We start from the raw sequence: 17,202 nt of genomic DNA, 5'->3' as shown, positions 1-17,202 counted from the left end.
AGAACCTAGAAATAATGAGATATCGTTAAGTATCGGTCACGAATGTGCTCAATAAGCAGCTTCACTTTGTTCGGTGGTTGACGAGTAAACGGATACACCGCGTAGATACCCAACTTTTTACCTACTAATTCAGGAAAAATATCCACCAGTTGACCATTACGAATATCGTGATACACCAAACAGCGCGGGACGTAAGCAATACCATGGCCGCCCAGAGCGGCTTTACGTAATGCGGTCGCGTTATCAGTAGAAAAGCAGCCCGATACTTTGACGATGTAATTGCCACCTTCTCCTTTAAACTCCCAATCCGTTGCACCTGTGGTTTGGTAAGCGTATTGCAGACAATTGTGCGTGGTGAGATCAATCGGCTCGATCGGTTTCCCATTTTTCGCAATATAAGAAGGTGACGCGCATACCACCCATTGGGAATCGAGAATATGTCGTGCGATCAAACTAGAGTCGGCTAAGTAGCCAGTTCGAATGACTAAATCGTAACCATCAGCCACTAAATCGACAAAGCGATTATCCAATGACATGTCCACGGTCAGACCCGGATGAAGGTTACAAAATTCGGCAACAGCATCAGCAAGTATCAAATCTCCAGAGATACACGGCACGGACATTTTTATATGACCGCTCACATTCTCTCCAAAGCCTGCAACAGCATCCATAGCCTCCTGAGTGGCCTGCTTCACATTTTTAGCACTGTGGAGTAACACCTTACCTGCCTCGGTCAAGGTTAATTTGCGCGTTGTTCGATATAATAGCTGAGCCCCTATTTCTTCCTCCAACCTCGCCATTCTTTTGCTAACTACCGAATTTGTAAGGTTATTTGCCTCTGCAACCTTACTAAAGCTGCCAAGTTCGATTACTTGAGAAAATAGGATTAAGTCGTCTGCTCTCATACCATTATGTCACTTTTGGAATTAATTATTTTCATTATTTCCCTATATCAACAAAAAATAAAGGAGTAAATTCACGCCAAATTAACAAAACCATTACAACAAAAAGTCACCTCTACAGCGGATTGACACCGTTCGAGAAGTCAGCGTACGAAGGATGTACAAATGAGTGAAACCCTACTTGCCCTAGTGGCATTTTCGCCAATTGTTGTTGCCGCCATCTTATTGGTTGGTCTCAACTGGCCTGCTAAAAAAGCCATGCCTGTCGCGTTCGGTCTAACCGTCGCTATCGCACTTATGTTTTGGGATATGTCAGCCAATCGCGTACTGGCTTCCGTATTCCAAGGACTCGGCATTACTGTCTCTGTTCTATGGATCGTGTTTGGTGCCATCTTCTTGCTCAACACTTTAAAACACACTGGAGCGATCACCACAATCCGTAATGGATTTACCGATATTTCGGCTGACCGCCGTGTACAAGCCATCATCATTGCTTGGTGCTTTGGCTCGTTCATTGAAGGCGCATCTGGGTTCGGTACCCCGGCAGCAATCGCTGCACCACTACTGGTTGCAATCGGCTTCCCTGCGCTAGCCGCTGTCCTAATGGGCATGATGATTCAGTCTACGCCTGTTTCATTCGGCGCGGTAGGCACGCCTATCATCGTAGGTGTAAACAAAGGTTTAGACACCCATAACATCAGTGAGTCGTTGGCCGCACAAGGTGCAACGTGGGAAATGTACCTGCAAGATATCACAGCACACGTTGCTGTCATTCACGCAGTCGTAGGTACGATGATCCCGGTATTAATGGCGATGATGTTAACACGTTTCTTCGGCAAGAACAGAAGCTGGAGTGAAGGCCTGGATATTCTACCATTTGCGTTATTCGCTGGTGTCTCTTTCACCGTTCCATACGCGTTAACCGGCGTATTCTTGGGCGCAGAGTTCCCTTCACTTATCGGTGGTTTGGTTGGTCTGTCTATCGTTGTTACCGCAGCGAAAAAAGGCTTCTTAGTACCAAAGACTAAGTGGGATTTCGAAAGCGAAGACAAATGGCCTGCAGAGTGGTTAGGTTCGCTAAAAGTCGATCTAAACGACAATCCGGGCAAGCCAATGAGCATCGTAAAAGCTTGGGTTCCATATGTAATGCTGGCAGTTATTCTCGTCGCAAGCCGCGTAAGCCCAGAACTGAAAGGCTTTGTACAAAGCGTAAGTTTGTCGTTCAGCAACATTCTTGGTGAGACTGGCGTTAGCGCTGCGATTCAGCCGTTATACCTTCCTGGTGGCATTCTGGTGTTTGTCGCACTACTTGCTGCAATGTTACAAAGCGGCAGCGTAAAGCCATTGCGTGAAGCATTTGGCGAGTCAAGCAAAACACTGATTGGGGCGGGTTTTGTCTTGGTATTTACCATTCCGATGGTTCGTATCTTTATCAACTCAGGCATCAACGGTGCTGACCTAGCAAGTATGCCCGTCACAACCGCAAACTTCGCCTCTGACCTTGTTGGTTCTGCGTTCCCAGCGCTGAGTGCCACCGTTGGTGCACTGGGTGCGTTCATCGCTGGCTCAAACACGGTATCAAATATGATGTTCAGCCAGTTCCAATTCGAAGTGGCACAAACGTTGTCTATTTCGAGTGTGATTGTTGTATCACTCCAGGCCGTCGGTGCTGCTGCAGGTAACATGATTGCGATTCACAACGTTGTTGCCGCATCAGCCACGGTAGGTTTGCTTGGTCGTGAAGGCGCAACATTGCGTAAAACGATTATCCCTACGTTCTACTACATTGTAATGACAGGCATTATTGGATTGGTTCTGATTTATGGCTTCCAAATGACAGATGTCTTGATGAAGTAACGCGAAACGCAGGGTTTACAGCCCTGCCTAATTTGACACAGCTGTCTGCACTACTACCCCGACATGTTGATTTAGCTTGCTACATCAATTCCCCCGACAGCTGTGTCACCCTTTCCAGTTTGCATAACTGATTGAGTGATTTAATAAAATTTTTCAACCAATTATGTAAATGGGTTACCAACATCACCGATTCAAACGTAAGTGAACCATAGGTAACTATACTCATTTTGATGTCTTCACTGCTTTGCGATGAAGGCTCAACGAAAGAGCAAATTGCTCCACAACTTTGCTTAGAATAACCGCTAGGACACCATTATGATTATCTCAGCTTCTACTGACTACCGCGCTGCCGCGAAAGCCAAGCTTCCCCCGTTTCTATTCCATTATATTGATGGCGGCTCTTACGACGAACGCACGCTGAAGCGTAATACTGACGATTTAGGTGATGTCGCTCTTCGCCAACGCGTCCTACGCGATATGACAGATTTGAGCCTAGAAACCGAGATCTTCGGTGAGAAACTGGCAATGCCAATCGCGCTAGCTCCTGTTGGTCTAACTGGTATGTACGCGCGCCGAGGCGAGGTGCAAGCAGCAAAAGCAGCCGAGAAAAAAGGCATCCCATTTACTATGTCGACTGTTTCGGTTTGTCCGATTGAAGAAGTCGCACCTGCAATTGAACGTCCAATGTGGTTCCAGCTTTACGTGCTTAAAGATCGTGGCTTTATGAAAAACGTACTTGAGCGTGCAAAAGCAGCAGGCGTAACAACGCTGGTGTTTACCGTTGATATGCCAGTTCCTGGCGCACGTTACCGTGACATGCACTCAGGTATGAGTGGCCCTAACGCGGCCATGCGTCGTGTATTCCAGGCGATGCGCCACCCAAGCTGGGCGCTGGATGTGGGTCTACTTGGTAAACCGCACGACTTAGGTAACATCTCTACTTATCGTGGCGAACCAACAAAGCTAGAAGATTACATCGGCTGGTTAGGCGCAAACTTCGACCCTTCTATCTCCTGGAAAGATCTTGAGTGGATTCGTGATTTTTGGGATGGCCCAATGGTTATCAAAGGCATTCTAGATGAAGAAGACGCGAAAGATGCGGTACGTTTCGGCGCAGATGGCATTGTGGTATCTAACCATGGTGGCCGTCAGTTAGATGGCGTACTTTCAAGTGCTAAAGCACTGCCAAGCATTGCGGATGCGGTAAAAGGTGATCTTAAGATCTTCGTAGACTCTGGTATTCGTACTGGTCTTGATGTCGTTCGTATGCTCGCACTTGGTGCAGACTGTACGCTTCTTGGTCGTTCATTTGTGTACGCATTGGCTGCACAAGGCGGCGCAGGCGTTGAAAACCTACTGGATCTGTACGACAAAGAAATGCGTGTAGCTATGACGCTTACTGGCGCGAAGTCTATCGCGGATCTTTCACGCGATTCGCTAGTGAAAATCCCATAATCTTTGCAATCGAGCAAAACAGAAACGAAAAAACGAGCCAACAGTGGCTCGTTTTTTATTGCTCTTCAACCCGATAATTTGACGAGCAAGCTAGCTAACTTGGTGAACGTACTCGATCACGACTTGGTTTCCGTCGATAAACACGTTACTGATATCGCCATCCACCGTCACACGATTTTGTAAATAAACGGTACCAGATGCAGATAGATCACGCTCCGTCAAAGACGGAATCACCTGACCAGGACGTACATGTAGCTGCTCGCATAGCTGTTTTACAAAACCTAGCGTCAGTGGAGAATTACCACGTAACAAGCCAGAAAACTCGTGTAGACTCAAACCAAGGCGCTTCGCCATTTCCATTTGAGTGATGTGCATTTTGGCTTTTTGTGACATCCAGATGTCGTAGAGCGCGTTTCGATCCAGCTCTGTAAATTCCATATCTGCCTCCGCTAATTCAAGAGCCAATACACTCTCACACTTACTTAAGATAAATGTTAGCGATAAGTCAGAGAAGTTATAATTGATCGTCCAAATATCAACCCTCAATCATTGGTAGCGTACCTCTGAACATGCATGAGGCGGTCGCTCAGCAAAACGTAAAGGTAACTCTCTTGTCATTGGAAGGAAAAGTCCATCTCGGCGGTTTAGACATAAGTAAATGATTTAAAGGAAATCACTGGGGTGAAGGAGTAATATCTGCTACCTTTCCTTCCATGGTTCACTAGAAATAAGTTACATATGCCACAGTGGTTTACCGAATTACAAAGCTACATTGAAACGTCTCATCAAAATTGGAGTGGAAGCGTCCTTTTCATTACGCTCGCTAGCTTTATAGCTTGGATAGCTTGGCGGCTGATCCGCTCTCGCCTCGCTGCGCTCGTAGAGAAAACGCCCTTCCACTGGGATGACATGTTGCTTGATGCGCTAAAAGCGCCAGTCAGTACACTCATTTGGTGTTGGCCTGCAACCGTCTCTATCGGCATCATATTAGAGAGCGAGCTCAACGATAAAATAAACTGGTTAAGTACGCTGAAACTGATTTTAATCATCAGCATCTTCGTATGGACCGTTATGCGGCTCATTACCAATGTTGAAGAGCATGTACTCGAACAAAAGAACCGAGATGAAACAACAGTACAAGCGATAGCTAAGGTCGCGCGCCTGTTCTTTATTACCGTCGGAATTCTAACCGTAATGCAGGCATTTGGTCTGTCACTATCGGGCCTACTTACCTTCGGTGGTGTTGGTGGTTTGATCGTCGGTTTAGCGGCGAAGGATTTGCTGTCTAACTTTTTTGGAGGTCTTATGATCTACTTCGATCGTCCATTTAAAGTTGGCGATTGGATCCGTTCTCCAGACCGACAAATAGAGGGGACGGTAGAACGCATTGGCTGGCGTATGACCATTATCCGAACTTTCGATAAGCGTCCACTGTATGTGCCAAACTCAGTGTTTAGCAGCATTGTCGTAGAAAACCCATCTCGCATGCTGAACCGACGTATCTACGAAAAAATTGGACTTCGTTACGACGATGCTGAAAAAATGCCGCAAATTATCACCGCGGTAAAAGAAATGCTGAAAAATCACAAAGACATTGATGCACGCCAAACACTTATCGTCAACTTCGATACATTCGGTCCATCATCATTGCACTTCTTTATCTATACCTTTACTAAAACCGTGAATTGGGTGAGATACCATGAGGTTAAGCAGGACATACTGCTTAAGGTAATCAACATCATTAAAGAACACGATGCAGATATCGCGTTCCCTACTCAGACGCTTAAGCTTGATCCTATACAAATGGTAAAAGCGGAAGAGCAAGAAGATCACGGCTTCTAGTTCTCACCAATACCCAAATAATCAAGCCCGCTGTGTTTAAGCGGGCTTTTTATTTTTCTTCGCATGAAGTGGTTATTGTTGCGTTAACACCATACGTGCATTCAGCGGTTGGATTAGGCGATTGTTTTTCCCCATTACTTCCGAAAAAGATTTTATCTGCTCAGGAGAAATAGTTTGTGCTTCTTTCATCACCAACCAACGTACACCTTCAGAGCATGGCGGTGTCGTTAGTGAGCCGTTAAAGCGGTAGTAGTCTTTATCACTTGGGATAAGGGCATCAGCATCAAATGGAACCTTGATGGTAACATCTTGATCTTTAGTTGGAATGTTAGCTAGCATCTTAGCTAGATCTGGGTTCGCGTCACCCAGTTTAAAGAACACCGCGACAACAGCTAGATGACCTACTTTGTCGGCATGCACAAAGTGTGCTTCTAGAGGGTATTCTTTACCGTCCACATGGTTTTCAGATGGCGTATGGAAGTGGAACTGTTTCAACGTAAACTCTTTACCATCAATGGTGAGTGTGTTTTTACCTTCTAAACCAGTCTGTAAAGTGTGACCGTTGTTCAGCAGTGAAATTGCCTTACCTTCGTAGTCGAAATTCAATTTTTCTAGCTTCGCTTCGGTCGCCGATTCAATGTTGATTGGGCTCTGGTTTTGACCTTTTGCGCACTCAGATGCAAACTCACCCCAATGAGCAGGTCCATGGTTTCCCTCGTAGCCCCAGCTTGCTGCATAAGCTGTTCCTGTAAATACCAGTGCCAAACCTAATGTTGTTAGTGACTTCTTCATCATTTTCCTTATTTCTGAAAGTTAAATTCCGTGAGAATAAAGCCATACTAATCTCACAAAATTAAGCAGTGACAGAGTGAAAACTATGATTACAAAAGATTTTTGGAATAGAAGCCTCTAATGATGTAATTGACATGATGCTCAAAATTGAACGTCAACGATTATTGAGTCGGTGTAAGTACCTGCAGGAGGGGTCGTTTGGCTGGTTAGTATCTGCGCGCGATAATTATAATTCTGTGGCGTGATACCATCCGGAATGGAGCCGCCAGTATCGACGTCACTGTGTTCACGACGTTCAGAACTGGTGCCTCCCCAGCGCTCCATCGTTGATGACTTATAGATTTCATACTCCAAATAGTGACCACTAGAAATCATTCGCCGCTGACCGCCGGACGCATTTAGGCCGTCATTCAAGCCAATGGAGAAGGAACTATTCTTGGTACAAGTTAACGATATAACCTGACTGACCGGTTCAAAACCAGCCACTAATGGGGACGAACCAAAATCAATATCTGGCGCTGTGATCATACAATCAGGGGTCACTTCTAACTCAACCGTAATCACGCTTTGAGCGCTGCCATTGGTGCGGCCAATGCATACCCCTAGAACCCCGATACCCTTACAGTAATCCCAAATCCAGGATACGGTGATTTGGTCTTTATAAGTCCCAGCGGAAAGATTACTACCCACTCCCGTCCGAGCATAGAGCGGAAACTCGGCTTGAGTGCCAAACAACCCGAGTAAATCGAGTAACCCGATTTCAAAAAAATTGTAAGTTTGGCCGAATACATACTCTTGTGAAAGACCTGGATCGCCAAAAATCTGATAGCTGAGCTCCGAACTCGGATCATCCTCATTTAATAGCAAACCATTATTTATACTGTTAAACCTTGCTGATACGTAGTCGCCACTTAACAAAGACACAAGTGTAGAAAAGTCACACGTAATCCCCGCATGAGGCTGAGCTGAGCTTTGCTGCTGAGAGCTTGAAACAGTAAACGAAGAAACATTGCCAAACAAGATTAAAGGTGTTGCCGCCGTGAGCTGACAAGCCATTGTCGAGCACGAGAAAAAGAGAAGTAGGCTAGCAAACCAGCTGCGCAAAATCATAGTGCGGTCTCTTCTTCGGCTTTGATACAAACCTGCTCAGGCAATGTTTGTATTTTTTGACTGTCACGCTGATACAACCCCTCAATAAACACTTTACATGGCGGCTGTCCTTGAGGATAAAACTGAATATAGCGGCCTGGGTCAACGCCTTCAAAGTACGTAAAACCATCCCAACCAATTTGGCTTGTTAAGCCCGTTTCTGAGCGGCCATATGTACCAATCGGAAGGAACAAATGATTTTCGTCTACCACCGTCATGCTCAGTGCAATTTGTAGCTCTATTGGGAACTCTAACAGGTAGCCGTAGCCCGAATGTATCGAAGCAAACTGCTCTGTTGCAGAAAACGCAGCATTGGCAGGTAAATTAAGTGGATCGATTTCATATTTGGCGGTGTAATACGCCGTAGCCCAAGGAACAAGTAGGTAACCTTCATCGTCTGTCACTCCGACAATTTGATTTTCATATTTAACCGGAATACCTTCAAAACCACTGGTGCTCACCACAGCGAAGCTGTCATACACTTCATTCGCCGGGAATATTTCTCCATCCAACGTAGAGACCGAACCTGCCATTTCCGCAAAATAATCATAGTCGCCACTGGTGCCATTTAACCCCGCTCTGAACTGCGCCCATGACGCACGGTAGGTCAAATCAGCCTGTTTACGGTTTTCTGGGTGTTCGTTAATATCATGCGCTAAATTGACGCCCCACCCACCTCGTATTGGCGCAAGGCGGCTGTAACCCACTCGCCCTCGCACATCGCCATCGTCCTCTCTTTTCAGCGTTAGCCCCGAACTTCCCCCCAAAGAACTGAAAGGTAGAGAGAATTGCGCCAACGTAACACTCTGACCACCAATACTATGATTGTAAGAAAGGGACATATTGATATTAAAAGGCAGAGCGTAGCTATAAGTGAGATTTAGGGTACGTGAATCTGAGTCGGATTGTTGAATATCAAAGTACCCACCAGAAAGTGAGCCCCAATCTCCCAAACGGACTCCCATATTGATTTGTGATAGATGGCGCGACGCGAGTGAAGCGTCTTTGCCTTCATCGAGCATTTCGTAATTTGGTAAATGAGATAAGGTATAAAAGTCGGCTTGTTCTACTTGAGTTCGAGCAGCGAAGCTAAACAGCCGAGACTGATAACTATAACCTAGCGCATATGAGGTAGATTGATCCTGAAAATTACTCACACGAAACGAGGCATCCACCGTACCCAAGTTGAAAGCATTAGTGACAAAGCCCAGCCCCGCAACGATCAGGTCATCTTTTGCTTCAGCTTGAGCTTCTAATGTTAACCAATCAGTCATGCCATGACGCAGAGCGGTAACCACGCCACCGTCTCCATAGTCGTTAGATGCATTACCGAAATTTTCTCTGATCGCACCAATACTCGCACTGTAAGATGTAAATCCGGTCTTCAGTAGATCGGAAGAGAGAAAAAATGGGCTGGTCATGACCGTTTGCTTACCTTGAGCATCCGTTGCAATTACCGTTGCTTCCCCAGCACCAGAGAGCATTGGAATATCGTTAATAATGAAAGGACCGGGCCCAACATTCATTGAGTCAGTTTTAAAGCCATTGATAAACAAATCTAACGTAGTGGGCGCTGTGACCTCACCATAAAATGCAGGTAACGGCGTCGTCACGACATCCGGACGCATAGAGAAATCATGTGACAACTGAATACCCGCCAGTCTTACTGGTTGGCTCCAAGATAAAGGGCGAACAATATAGTCCCCTACCTCCATACGAATTCGCTTCTCTTGATTGACGTACTCGTAACTCGTATCAAAACGAGTGTACTGGCTGCTTTGCTGGGACTGAACATCGCGATGAAAGTTAGATTTAAATATCCCGGTAGTAGAAAAAACGCCAAACTCAGAAAAGGCTCTGACTTCATGATTGATAGAAACCTCCTTTTGTCGGCTTTCGTTCTCGTACACACCAAATACGTTGTAGTTAAGCAGGCCACCACGCCCAAACTGAGCCGGGGAAAATCGCCCCATATCCTGCGCTGATAAATTCTGCATCGGTAACCAATTAGGCGGTACGTCAATTGCGAGTTGCAATGACGATTGCAAGTAACGCACGTTAACACCTGGGATAGACGTAACCTCAAGTCTCTCTTCGGTTCCAGGCAACGACTTGGCGGTAACCCCAACTGAAATGAGGTCCTCCCGGAGCAAAAAGAACTGATCGCCAACTCGCTCAACTTTCGCAACAAGCCCGGTTGCTCTTTGATTGATCACCAACTCCAGATTGAGGCTAATATTCTCAAACTTTTCTAATGAGAAATTTTCAGGACTCGGTAGCTCAGAGAAGTGGTTTGCTGAATTTGCACAAAGACCAATACTGCTCCACGTTACGCTAAGTAATACCAACCAAAAGAAAGCATTCATTGTATTAAATCTATTCATTATTGCTTCAATGGTATTTGGTAACGTTTACCTCCAATATTCGCGCTCAAACTCAAGGGTCTGACATTACTATGGGGAATAGACCAAACCTTATACTGTTCAGGAAGAATATAGCCAGCTAGTCCATCGGAAATAACGACAGGATCTTTATTTGGTAGATTCAACTGTAAATTCACTAAGCGAACATGGTGTTTTCCTGAATTTTTAATGTGAACAAAACGCTGATTATTTTTCTTAATAAACTGTGCCTGTAAATCATCCCATAATTCACTGTCACGGTTTGGTTTTTGAGTATCAGTCAGCCCTTTCCCGTAAATAAACAAAGGTATCGAGTAACGCATTCGGACTTTTACAGCGAGTTCATTTTCCGTCAATTCTGTTTGAGGGTTTTGAGTTGGCGGTAATTCATCTATGATCACTCGGTATGCATACTCCTTACCCGCAGAGGCCTCATCTTGGTTGATGATGCGGATTAACTGCTTTTCACCTGGTTCAATTTTGACAAACGGAGGGGTTGCAATTAACTGGCTTTGACTTGAATAACTATCTTCTCCTTCGTTTTGTTCCCACTTAAAAATTCTCACCTGTAAATAAGAATCAACACTGCCTTTATTTACCATCCAAAGTGATGTTGCATTACTCTCCTCTGATATTTTGGGGTAAATCGGCCAAATTAATAATGAGTTAGCATTGGCATTTGAGAAAAAAACAAAAAGGAAGGTTATTAATAATAGTTTTTTGAGTATGAATTCCATTTCACCCCTCCAAAGTTCACTTACCACTCTAATGTCAGCGTCAGCGTATCCATATAAATTCCAGCCATTTCATTCCCATTTATTGTCGCCTTTGCCCAGATAGGAAACTGAATATTATCTGGGTCTTGGTCGGTATCGACGGAATATTGCGTGTCAATATCAAGCACCTGCGTATAATTTAGATCCTGAAACAAAAAGTAATCTACCGTTGTCGCTTCTTCACTGTGCTTTAGCTTACGTACACCGTCCGATGCATTCATCCCGCCATTTACGGAAACATTCATCGTAATACCCGGAGTACAACTTAATGTGAGTGATGAACTGTAAGTGATGCTGCCTTGTACTTCCGTCGCGTAAACTGAAGAATGCTCACCAAAATCTAACGTGCCTATTTGCCCAGCTTGGGTTGCGCTTTCTTCTTGTACTGCGCCGTTAATCAAACAACCTGTATCTACGGTGGCAGACACCTGAAAAGTTTGTGTCGCATCAGCCAGCACAGTTAAAGAGCACAAACTCATCGCGACAAGTGAAAAGCCCCTAACAACCAGCGTCACGTTTTACCAGCTTAGCGTCACACTGATGGTATCGGAGTATGTGCCGGCAATGCTGCTCGTACCGTAAGCTTTCGCAAAAAGCTCAATAGTTTGCGATGTTGCACTAGTAAATTCAGACAGAGCTACCGTCCCGCCTTGTATAATTTGTGTGCTTCGGTCTGAGTCGGTAAACAACGTATAATCAATAAATTGCGCGCCATTTGACATCGCGTAGGTACCAACGGTCGCACTTGCATCATACAATCCGGTGCCCAATGTAAACGTCGGTGTCACACCGTTACTACAAAGCACTTCAATACCCGTCGCACTACCACCATTTACCACACCATCTTGTTCACTGAAGATTGCAGGCACGTCTCCAAAGGCGAGTGAGCCAAAGCCAACGCCAGAAGCTGCATCTACCGCATTGTTTCCATTAATCACACAACCTTGTACAAGGTTAATTGAAACATCAATCGTACCGCTCACTGACGCTCCACTCGCTTGCCAACTAAATGAGGTTAAGAGCAGAGGCATCATCAGATAAAATCTTTTCATATAAAGCTCCATTTTTACATTCCACTGTATATCGGTAACCTTTTTATTAGTTATAGCTCAATTATGACAAACCAAATGCATATAAAATGTAAAACAATAAAAAGAAGCAGGATAAGGATAAAGACGAACAGCAAATAAAAATATTAAACTTAAAAGTGACGATTTTTAAGCATGTAATGCTAAAAAATAACCACTAAAAACAAATGTTTATTATCTTGTTCCAAATACAGAATCGACAATGAGTTAGAAGGTAGGGTGAAGTTGAGTGGAAAAAATCTAAAAAAAGTAGCAGAACGACACGAGAAGTTTAGAAAAGATTGGCGACCATTTCTTCCCGAAACAAGAATCTTCATGAAACAAAAATGCGCCCCAAAAAGGAGCGCATTTCTTACTTGAATAAGTTATTCCCAATCAAGAATAACTTTGCCTGACATACCGCTGCGCATTACATCGAAGCCTTCTTGGAAGTCATCAATCTTGTAGTGGTGCGTGATGATTGGCGATAGATCCAGACCAGATTGGATCAGTGAAGCCATCTTGTACCAAGTTTCGAACATATCAGGTACAAGCATTGTTTATTCAAGCACAATCAGACACTTAAATTCCGGCCATTTGTTTGTGGGGCCAAATTGGGGCTATTTTAAAATCAAATCACATTTAACGATTAAATTGAGCCTGAAATCCTTGCTCGAAACTGGTAACGATCCATAATAACTATTGGATTTTACGGCTTTACAACCATGCAGAGAATGCAAAAAGGAAGTAGCTTCTGACGCTGCTGAATCGCCACATTGCGGATGCAAAGGGCCAGTCGCAAACTTTGAAGTGATATTTAAAGATCTTGTCGCACTATTAGTTCTTGGGGCCATTGCGTATACATTCCACACAAATCTACACTGCTCTTCATCGTGTCAATCACAAAAGTGCACCGCAATTGGTGGAATTAAAATAAATAACTTAAAATCAATATTTTAAAACACTTTTCGTCATATCTAATTACTCATCTTCAATTCTTGAATGATCTCAGCAAACCCTAAACCTTCAAAATTGCATGCTTAATTTGCCCCATGATTGCCCCAAATCTGCCCCATTTCTCGCGACGATAAGTCACCTTGTACCTAGTTTCGAACATCTTAATGCCACCAGCTTTGGAAACATTAGAAGCCCATCACCAGCAGAGCGATAACTCACGCGAACGTGAATGTGAGTTACACAAAGCTCATAAGAAATAACCGCGGAACAGTCTAATCTCCATGTCTTTTCATTAGCCTATTGATTTTAAATTGAATTACTAAATGAAAATTTGCATTATAGGGGAATAGAAAGCGGCCACAGCCGTCTAAATCAGACTATTCTTATTGGAGCCCACATGGCAAGACTGGATGATTTAATTGAATTAGTTGATGAGTATCAGGTTCGTTTTAGACATCCCGACATGATGCCTTTTACGTTTGTACCAGAATTTGACTTGAATGTGATAGATCCTGTATGCCCAGTAAATGCTGCAAAAAAAGGGGTTTATGTAATATTTTGTGGCGAGCGAGTTATTTACATAGGTAAGTCTTCGGCACAGAAGAAGGCCATATGGCACCGCATAGTGGACCACATCTATAGCTCTAAGAAGAGTAAGTGGAGCGATCAAGCAACTCATTTTGTTGCGTGGGCGGTACCAGATGAAACTTTTTTTGAAGCGAGTGCTTTAGAAGAGTTTTTAATCTATAGGCTTAAAAGTGAACTGCCCAATAATCGAATTGGGAAATGAGCATAACAAAATTGGGGTTCCTGCTTATTAAGCTTTAAGAACAGCCAATCAATAAACTTGATGGGCGAGCGCTTGCCTTGCTGCTCACGAATGTAGCTCCAGCCGCTAATCGTGAGATCAGGCCGACCAGTCAGCAAGTGCAGCACAAACATGTTCAGCGCCAACAGAACGCGCATAAACAGCGACCAAATTCGCTTCATAAATTCTCCTTTTAATTAAAAAGCCACCGCGCAATGCAGTGGCTCTTATTTGTTTATATTATTGCTAACTTATGGCTTTGTGTCCGTAGACACAGTTTCTATAAATCACTCACCTTTTATTTTTCTTCTCAGTGCTAAAGTAGTCATTACACTTTCTGTCTGTGCCTGTGATGTTGTTGATATAACCTGTAAGCTTGTATTATATGACTCCTCTTGACTATATCCTGTTGCTAGGTTCATAACTCTGGTTGAACCTGTATCTATCACTCCGTTATCGGTTTGTACGGATGAGCCTGAAAACGTTGTTGTAGGTGCTACATTACCATCACCTATGGTTGATATTGCACTTATAACAATTGATGGCTCAAATACTGGAGTGTTAGTTGTCAGTGTGTCGGTTGGTGTTAATGACTCCTCGTCTATGTAAACATCACTTACATGCTCAACACCTTGCAAATCATAAACAGCAAAGCCAATAAAATTACAGTTAGAGGATGAGTTAACTGTAATCTCAATATCTTTTCTACCAAAGTGTATGCCAAATTCTTCTTGAGTTATTTGGAAAAAATCTAACCGTGTGAAACCAGAGCTGAAACTCTTAGAAGTTGACACTAATCTCATTGGAACATTGTTGAATGTTGCATTTAGCGAAATATTTGTTGCTGATGAATCACGAGTTGCTCCTGCAACAACAATTATTGTATCTGCATACATATCTGGAACGTGAGTCAGGGACAACGAATTAGTGATTTCGTTGTTTACAGTCTGAGTTGATGTCACTGCTCTAAATGGAGCTTTCTTCAATGTTGAAAATGAAGAGTCAGGATAATTGTCAGCTAACCTTAATGCGCAACATCTTCCTATTTTATTTAAAGCAAACTGATTAAAATGGAGTCCGTCATTCATGTGGCATTCCCCTAGGTATCTTGTAGCACCAGAATAAATAACATTAACATCAGCACTTGAAATTCCTGCATCCCACTGAGCTTTTCTGATTAACGTACCATTATTGTTATTGCCTATATCGTCAACAGGGACACCACCAGTTCCACCTTTTCTTCCAATCATGCAGACTTGTAATGGTTGTGACTGAATAATCTGACTTCTAAAATACGCCGCCAAATCCTCCAAATCACTCTGATATATAGCCGATGAAACACCATTATCTGCATCAGATTCACCTTGCAACCAGATAAAATAAACATTTTCAAGTTTATATAGATCTGAGTTTTCTATTGCATTTATCGCATTGTTAGCACCATTAACAGCATTACCTCTAAGGCTTCCAGATGGGGACCATTCACCATCATTTGAAAGTGTTGTCCCACCAACGGCGTAATCAATTATCACCGCTCTCTTTCCTGTCTGCGAATGCCATTCATTTGCAAAAGAAGGCCACATTGAACCAGAATTGGCACCACCTACTGGGTCTGAAAGCCTTAATAAATCAGAACCATTAAAATACAAACCTGTAGGGCATGAAGGAGAGCTGTAAGATTCACCTCTACCTTCTGCATTTGACTGACCAACAACTACAAACAAATCAACTGCATCTACATCTAATCGTTTACTTATTTCGAACTGAACATATTCCTGTGAAGCCTCACCTCGAACAGCGAGATTAGGGTCGTTATTTGGATCTGCTTGAGTTGCTTCGTATGCTAATGTTGACAGGTCAAAGTTAGCACTTAACCCCCATTGCTGGCCGTTAAAGGTATAAGTCCAATTAGGTTGATCATAAGTCACACCAACAGCATAGATACCCTGATGGTTAGCAGCACCCAATCTAATTGATTCTTCGATTTCACGCGAGAGCTTGGGAAATGATTTACGTGGACCAGCCGCAGTACTAAGGGTCGAATCTGTTTCAGCAAACTGTTCTATTTTATCTGCGGCGCCTTCATATTTCGTCACCGCCGCTTCGGTGCGCTGTTCAATATTCTGGGTCATGAATAAACCTCATAAAAAAGCCCAGCTCGATGGCTGGGCATTGGGTAATTGATTTGATGGGTTGTTAGGCGTAGGCATCCACGCGAGGGTCGTCTTCTACGGCGGCGCAGCCAACCTCGAATTCCCCTTTTTGTTTGACTTTCTTCAGTATGCATTTTTTATACATTCGGTTGGCTTGGCCAAACATGTATTCGCTTGGTTTCTGACCCTTTTCACCCACGGCATAAACCTTTTCGGTTGGCTCATCAACTAGGATGACAATGTCTGGCGCCTCTGTGGGCTCGACTCGATACGGGCCGTGTGTTCCCTTGTTACCACTGTTAAACAGTAAGTAGTGCTGTTTACCTTCTTCCCATTCCAGCAGGCCGGAGAGCTGAAGGTATTGATTACCATCGCCAGCGCTGAGCGTTTCGATGACTTGGCCAGACGCGCCCCAGTCCACGGCATCATGTGCCACGGGAACAACGTCACCATAGTTCGACTCCCAACCGTCCATGTCAGTCGAGAAATCGATATTGGTACGGCGATAAGCTTGCACTGCAGCGGCAAATAACCCTTCCCGTTCGGCCTGTTCCTCTGTTGTGACAAAGTTCAGCTTCAGTGGTTTGGGGTTGTAACCATTCTGACCAGGCAAAGTACACAGCAAAGTCTCGGATTTTCGCGATAGCGGGTTAAACCACTCAACTTCGACGCCATCGTAATCCCCATCTTCCGGTAAGCTAATATCCACCGAGAAACTGTCTGGTGTCATATTGACAGGCGAGTACGGTTTACACAGCGCTTCCCTTGGTTCATCGCGCCACATACTGACGGTACCAAGCTCGATACGGGGATAAGCGCGCCCCGTCTCCAGCAGCTTGCCAATCGCCTCCCAAAACGCAGTGGGTTGGTCAAACAGACCATCACAGTAATCTGAGCGGGAATCCCATTTATCTCGATAGGCGATGAGCGTATCGATATCAATCGCATCGTCTTCCAAGCCTGCACCATAGACGTTATTCCGACACGCATCGATGACCGCATCGGCAATCGAACGAGTCGCCTGCTCGGCGTAACTGCCATC

15 protein-coding genes and 1 pseudogene are annotated in these 17,202 nt (G+C 44.3%); 4 read left to right on the top strand and 12 right to left on the bottom strand.

Annotation, left to right across the window (positions count from 1 at the left end; genetic code table 11):
• Window positions 1–5: 5 nt before the first annotated feature.
• A complete protein-coding gene (locus tag R8N49_RS19350; protein ID WP_186585104.1) occupies window positions 6–905 on the bottom strand; it encodes a LysR family transcriptional regulator in 900 nt (299 codons plus the stop codon).
• 162 nt (window positions 906–1,067) lie between these two features.
• On the opposite strand from R8N49_RS19350, the gene R8N49_RS19345 reads away from it, so the two are divergent.
• On the top strand, window positions 1,068–2,759 hold the full coding sequence (locus R8N49_RS19345) for an L-lactate permease (RefSeq protein WP_005375111.1): 1,692 nt from the start codon (window positions 1,068–1,070) through the stop codon (window positions 2,757–2,759).
• Between the two features lie 315 nt (window positions 2,760–3,074).
• Window positions 3,075–4,214: an FMN-dependent L-lactate dehydrogenase LldD gene (gene lldD / locus R8N49_RS19340; RefSeq protein ID WP_005383962.1), complete on the top strand. Its 1,140-nt coding sequence runs from the start codon at window positions 3,075–3,077 to the stop codon at window positions 4,212–4,214.
• 90 nt (window positions 4,215–4,304) lie between these two features.
• On the opposite strand, the gene R8N49_RS19335 is transcribed toward lldD, so the two are convergent.
• The gene (locus R8N49_RS19335; protein ID WP_005375109.1) at window positions 4,305–4,652 is read right to left on the bottom strand and encodes a helix-turn-helix domain-containing protein; all 348 of its coding nucleotides are present in this window, start codon (window positions 4,650–4,652) and stop codon (window positions 4,305–4,307) included.
• A gap of 300 nt (window positions 4,653–4,952) precedes the next feature.
• On the opposite strand from R8N49_RS19335, the gene R8N49_RS19330 reads away from it, so the two are divergent.
• Complete coding sequence (locus tag R8N49_RS19330; protein WP_005375107.1) at window positions 4,953–6,056, top strand: mechanosensitive ion channel family protein; 1,104 nt, start codon at window positions 4,953–4,955, stop codon at window positions 6,054–6,056.
• A 72-nt stretch (window positions 6,057–6,128) separates the two neighbouring features.
• Here R8N49_RS19330 and R8N49_RS19325 read toward each other — a convergent pair whose 3' ends face one another.
• The 7 genes and pseudogenes from R8N49_RS19325 to tdh form a co-directional block, all read right to left on the bottom strand.
• The gene (locus tag R8N49_RS19325) at window positions 6,129–6,848 is read right to left on the bottom strand and encodes a carbonic anhydrase (RefSeq protein ID WP_318190054.1); all 720 of its coding nucleotides are present in this window, start codon (window positions 6,846–6,848) and stop codon (window positions 6,129–6,131) included.
• 141 nt (window positions 6,849–6,989) lie between these two features.
• Window positions 6,990–7,958, bottom strand: coding sequence for a spore coat U domain-containing protein (locus R8N49_RS19320; protein WP_005375105.1), 969 nt, complete (start codon window positions 7,956–7,958; stop codon window positions 6,990–6,992).
• The gene (locus R8N49_RS19315; RefSeq protein ID WP_373921216.1) at window positions 7,955–10,381 is read right to left on the bottom strand and encodes a fimbria/pilus outer membrane usher protein; all 2,427 of its coding nucleotides are present in this window, start codon (window positions 10,379–10,381) and stop codon (window positions 7,955–7,957) included. Before R8N49_RS19315 ends, R8N49_RS19320 begins: the two co-directional genes overlap by 4 nt.
• On the bottom strand, window positions 10,381–11,136 hold the full coding sequence (locus tag R8N49_RS19310) for a molecular chaperone (RefSeq protein WP_005375103.1): 756 nt from the start codon (window positions 11,134–11,136) through the stop codon (window positions 10,381–10,383). The genes R8N49_RS19315 and R8N49_RS19310 overlap by 1 nt, the downstream gene beginning before the upstream one ends.
• 20 nt (window positions 11,137–11,156) lie before the next feature.
• Window positions 11,157–11,654: a spore coat U domain-containing protein gene (locus tag R8N49_RS19305; protein ID WP_017820521.1), complete on the bottom strand. Its 498-nt coding sequence runs from the start codon at window positions 11,652–11,654 to the stop codon at window positions 11,157–11,159.
• A 39-nt stretch (window positions 11,655–11,693) separates the two neighbouring features.
• A complete protein-coding gene (locus R8N49_RS19300; protein ID WP_005375099.1) occupies window positions 11,694–12,239 on the bottom strand; it encodes a spore coat U domain-containing protein in 546 nt (181 codons plus the stop codon).
• A 389-nt stretch (window positions 12,240–12,628) separates the two neighbouring features.
• Window positions 12,629–12,787, bottom strand: a pseudogene (gene tdh / locus R8N49_RS19295) (L-threonine 3-dehydrogenase); the annotation flags it as partial.
• Between the two features lie 809 nt (window positions 12,788–13,596).
• On the opposite strand from tdh, the gene R8N49_RS19290 reads away from it, so the two are divergent.
• On the top strand, window positions 13,597–13,989 hold the full coding sequence (locus R8N49_RS19290) for a hypothetical protein (RefSeq protein WP_318190053.1): 393 nt from the start codon (window positions 13,597–13,599) through the stop codon (window positions 13,987–13,989).
• Here the strand turns inward: R8N49_RS19290 and R8N49_RS19285 are convergent.
• The 3 genes from R8N49_RS19285 to R8N49_RS19275 all read right to left on the bottom strand — a co-directional run.
• On the bottom strand, window positions 13,944–14,189 hold the full coding sequence (locus tag R8N49_RS19285; protein WP_318190052.1) for a hypothetical protein: 246 nt from the start codon (window positions 14,187–14,189) through the stop codon (window positions 13,944–13,946). The two genes, R8N49_RS19290 and R8N49_RS19285, sit on opposite strands and share 46 nt — an antisense overlap.
• 105 nt (window positions 14,190–14,294) lie before the next feature.
• Window positions 14,295–16,139 (bottom strand): sialate O-acetylesterase, encoded by a 1,845-nt coding sequence (locus R8N49_RS19280; RefSeq protein ID WP_318190051.1) that lies wholly within the window; start codon window positions 16,137–16,139, stop codon window positions 14,295–14,297.
• A gap of 64 nt (window positions 16,140–16,203) precedes the next feature.
• Window positions 16,204–17,202 (bottom strand): host specificity factor TipJ family phage tail protein (locus tag R8N49_RS19275; RefSeq protein WP_318190050.1); only part of this gene is annotated, 999 nt, incomplete at its 5' end.

The sequence above is a fragment of the Vibrio sp. 1978 genome, assembly GCF_033344345.1.
The sequence above is the reverse complement of the archived record's forward strand: the minus strand, read 5'-3'. Positions and strand labels throughout refer to the sequence as shown.

What these genes read in the sequence shown, in the direction of transcription:
- R8N49_RS19330 (WP_005375107.1), top strand. Translation starts at nt 4,953, where the DNA reads ATGCCACAGTGGTTTACCGAATTACAAAGCTACATTGAAACGTCTCAT.
- R8N49_RS19280 (WP_318190051.1), bottom strand. Translation starts at nt 16,139, where the DNA reads ATGACCCAGAATATTGAACAGCGCACCGAAGCGGCGGTGACGAAATAT.
- R8N49_RS19315 (WP_373921216.1), bottom strand. Translation starts at nt 10,381, where the DNA reads ATGAATAGATTTAATACAATGAATGCTTTCTTTTGGTTGGTATTACTT.
- R8N49_RS19290 (WP_318190053.1), top strand. Translation starts at nt 13,597, where the DNA reads ATGGCAAGACTGGATGATTTAATTGAATTAGTTGATGAGTATCAGGTT.
- lldD (WP_005383962.1), top strand. Translation starts at nt 3,075, where the DNA reads ATGATTATCTCAGCTTCTACTGACTACCGCGCTGCCGCGAAAGCCAAG.
- R8N49_RS19300 (WP_005375099.1), bottom strand. Translation starts at nt 12,239, where the DNA reads ATGGAGCTTTATATGAAAAGATTTTATCTGATGATGCCTCTGCTCTTA.
- R8N49_RS19320 (WP_005375105.1), bottom strand. Translation starts at nt 7,958, where the DNA reads ATGATTTTGCGCAGCTGGTTTGCTAGCCTACTTCTCTTTTTCTCGTGC.
- R8N49_RS19335 (WP_005375109.1), bottom strand. Translation starts at nt 4,652, where the DNA reads ATGGAATTTACAGAGCTGGATCGAAACGCGCTCTACGACATCTGGATG.
- R8N49_RS19310 (WP_005375103.1), bottom strand. Translation starts at nt 11,136, where the DNA reads ATGGAATTCATACTCAAAAAACTATTATTAATAACCTTCCTTTTTGTT.
- R8N49_RS19285 (WP_318190052.1), bottom strand. Translation starts at nt 14,189, where the DNA reads ATGAAGCGAATTTGGTCGCTGTTTATGCGCGTTCTGTTGGCGCTGAAC.
- R8N49_RS19325 (WP_318190054.1), bottom strand. Translation starts at nt 6,848, where the DNA reads ATGAAGAAGTCACTAACAACATTAGGTTTGGCACTGGTATTTACAGGA.
- R8N49_RS19350 (WP_186585104.1), bottom strand. Translation starts at nt 905, where the DNA reads ATGAGAGCAGACGACTTAATCCTATTTTCTCAAGTAATCGAACTTGGC.
- R8N49_RS19305 (WP_017820521.1), bottom strand. Translation starts at nt 11,654, where the DNA reads ATGAGTTTGTGCTCTTTAACTGTGCTGGCTGATGCGACACAAACTTTT.
- R8N49_RS19345 (WP_005375111.1), top strand. Translation starts at nt 1,068, where the DNA reads ATGAGTGAAACCCTACTTGCCCTAGTGGCATTTTCGCCAATTGTTGTT.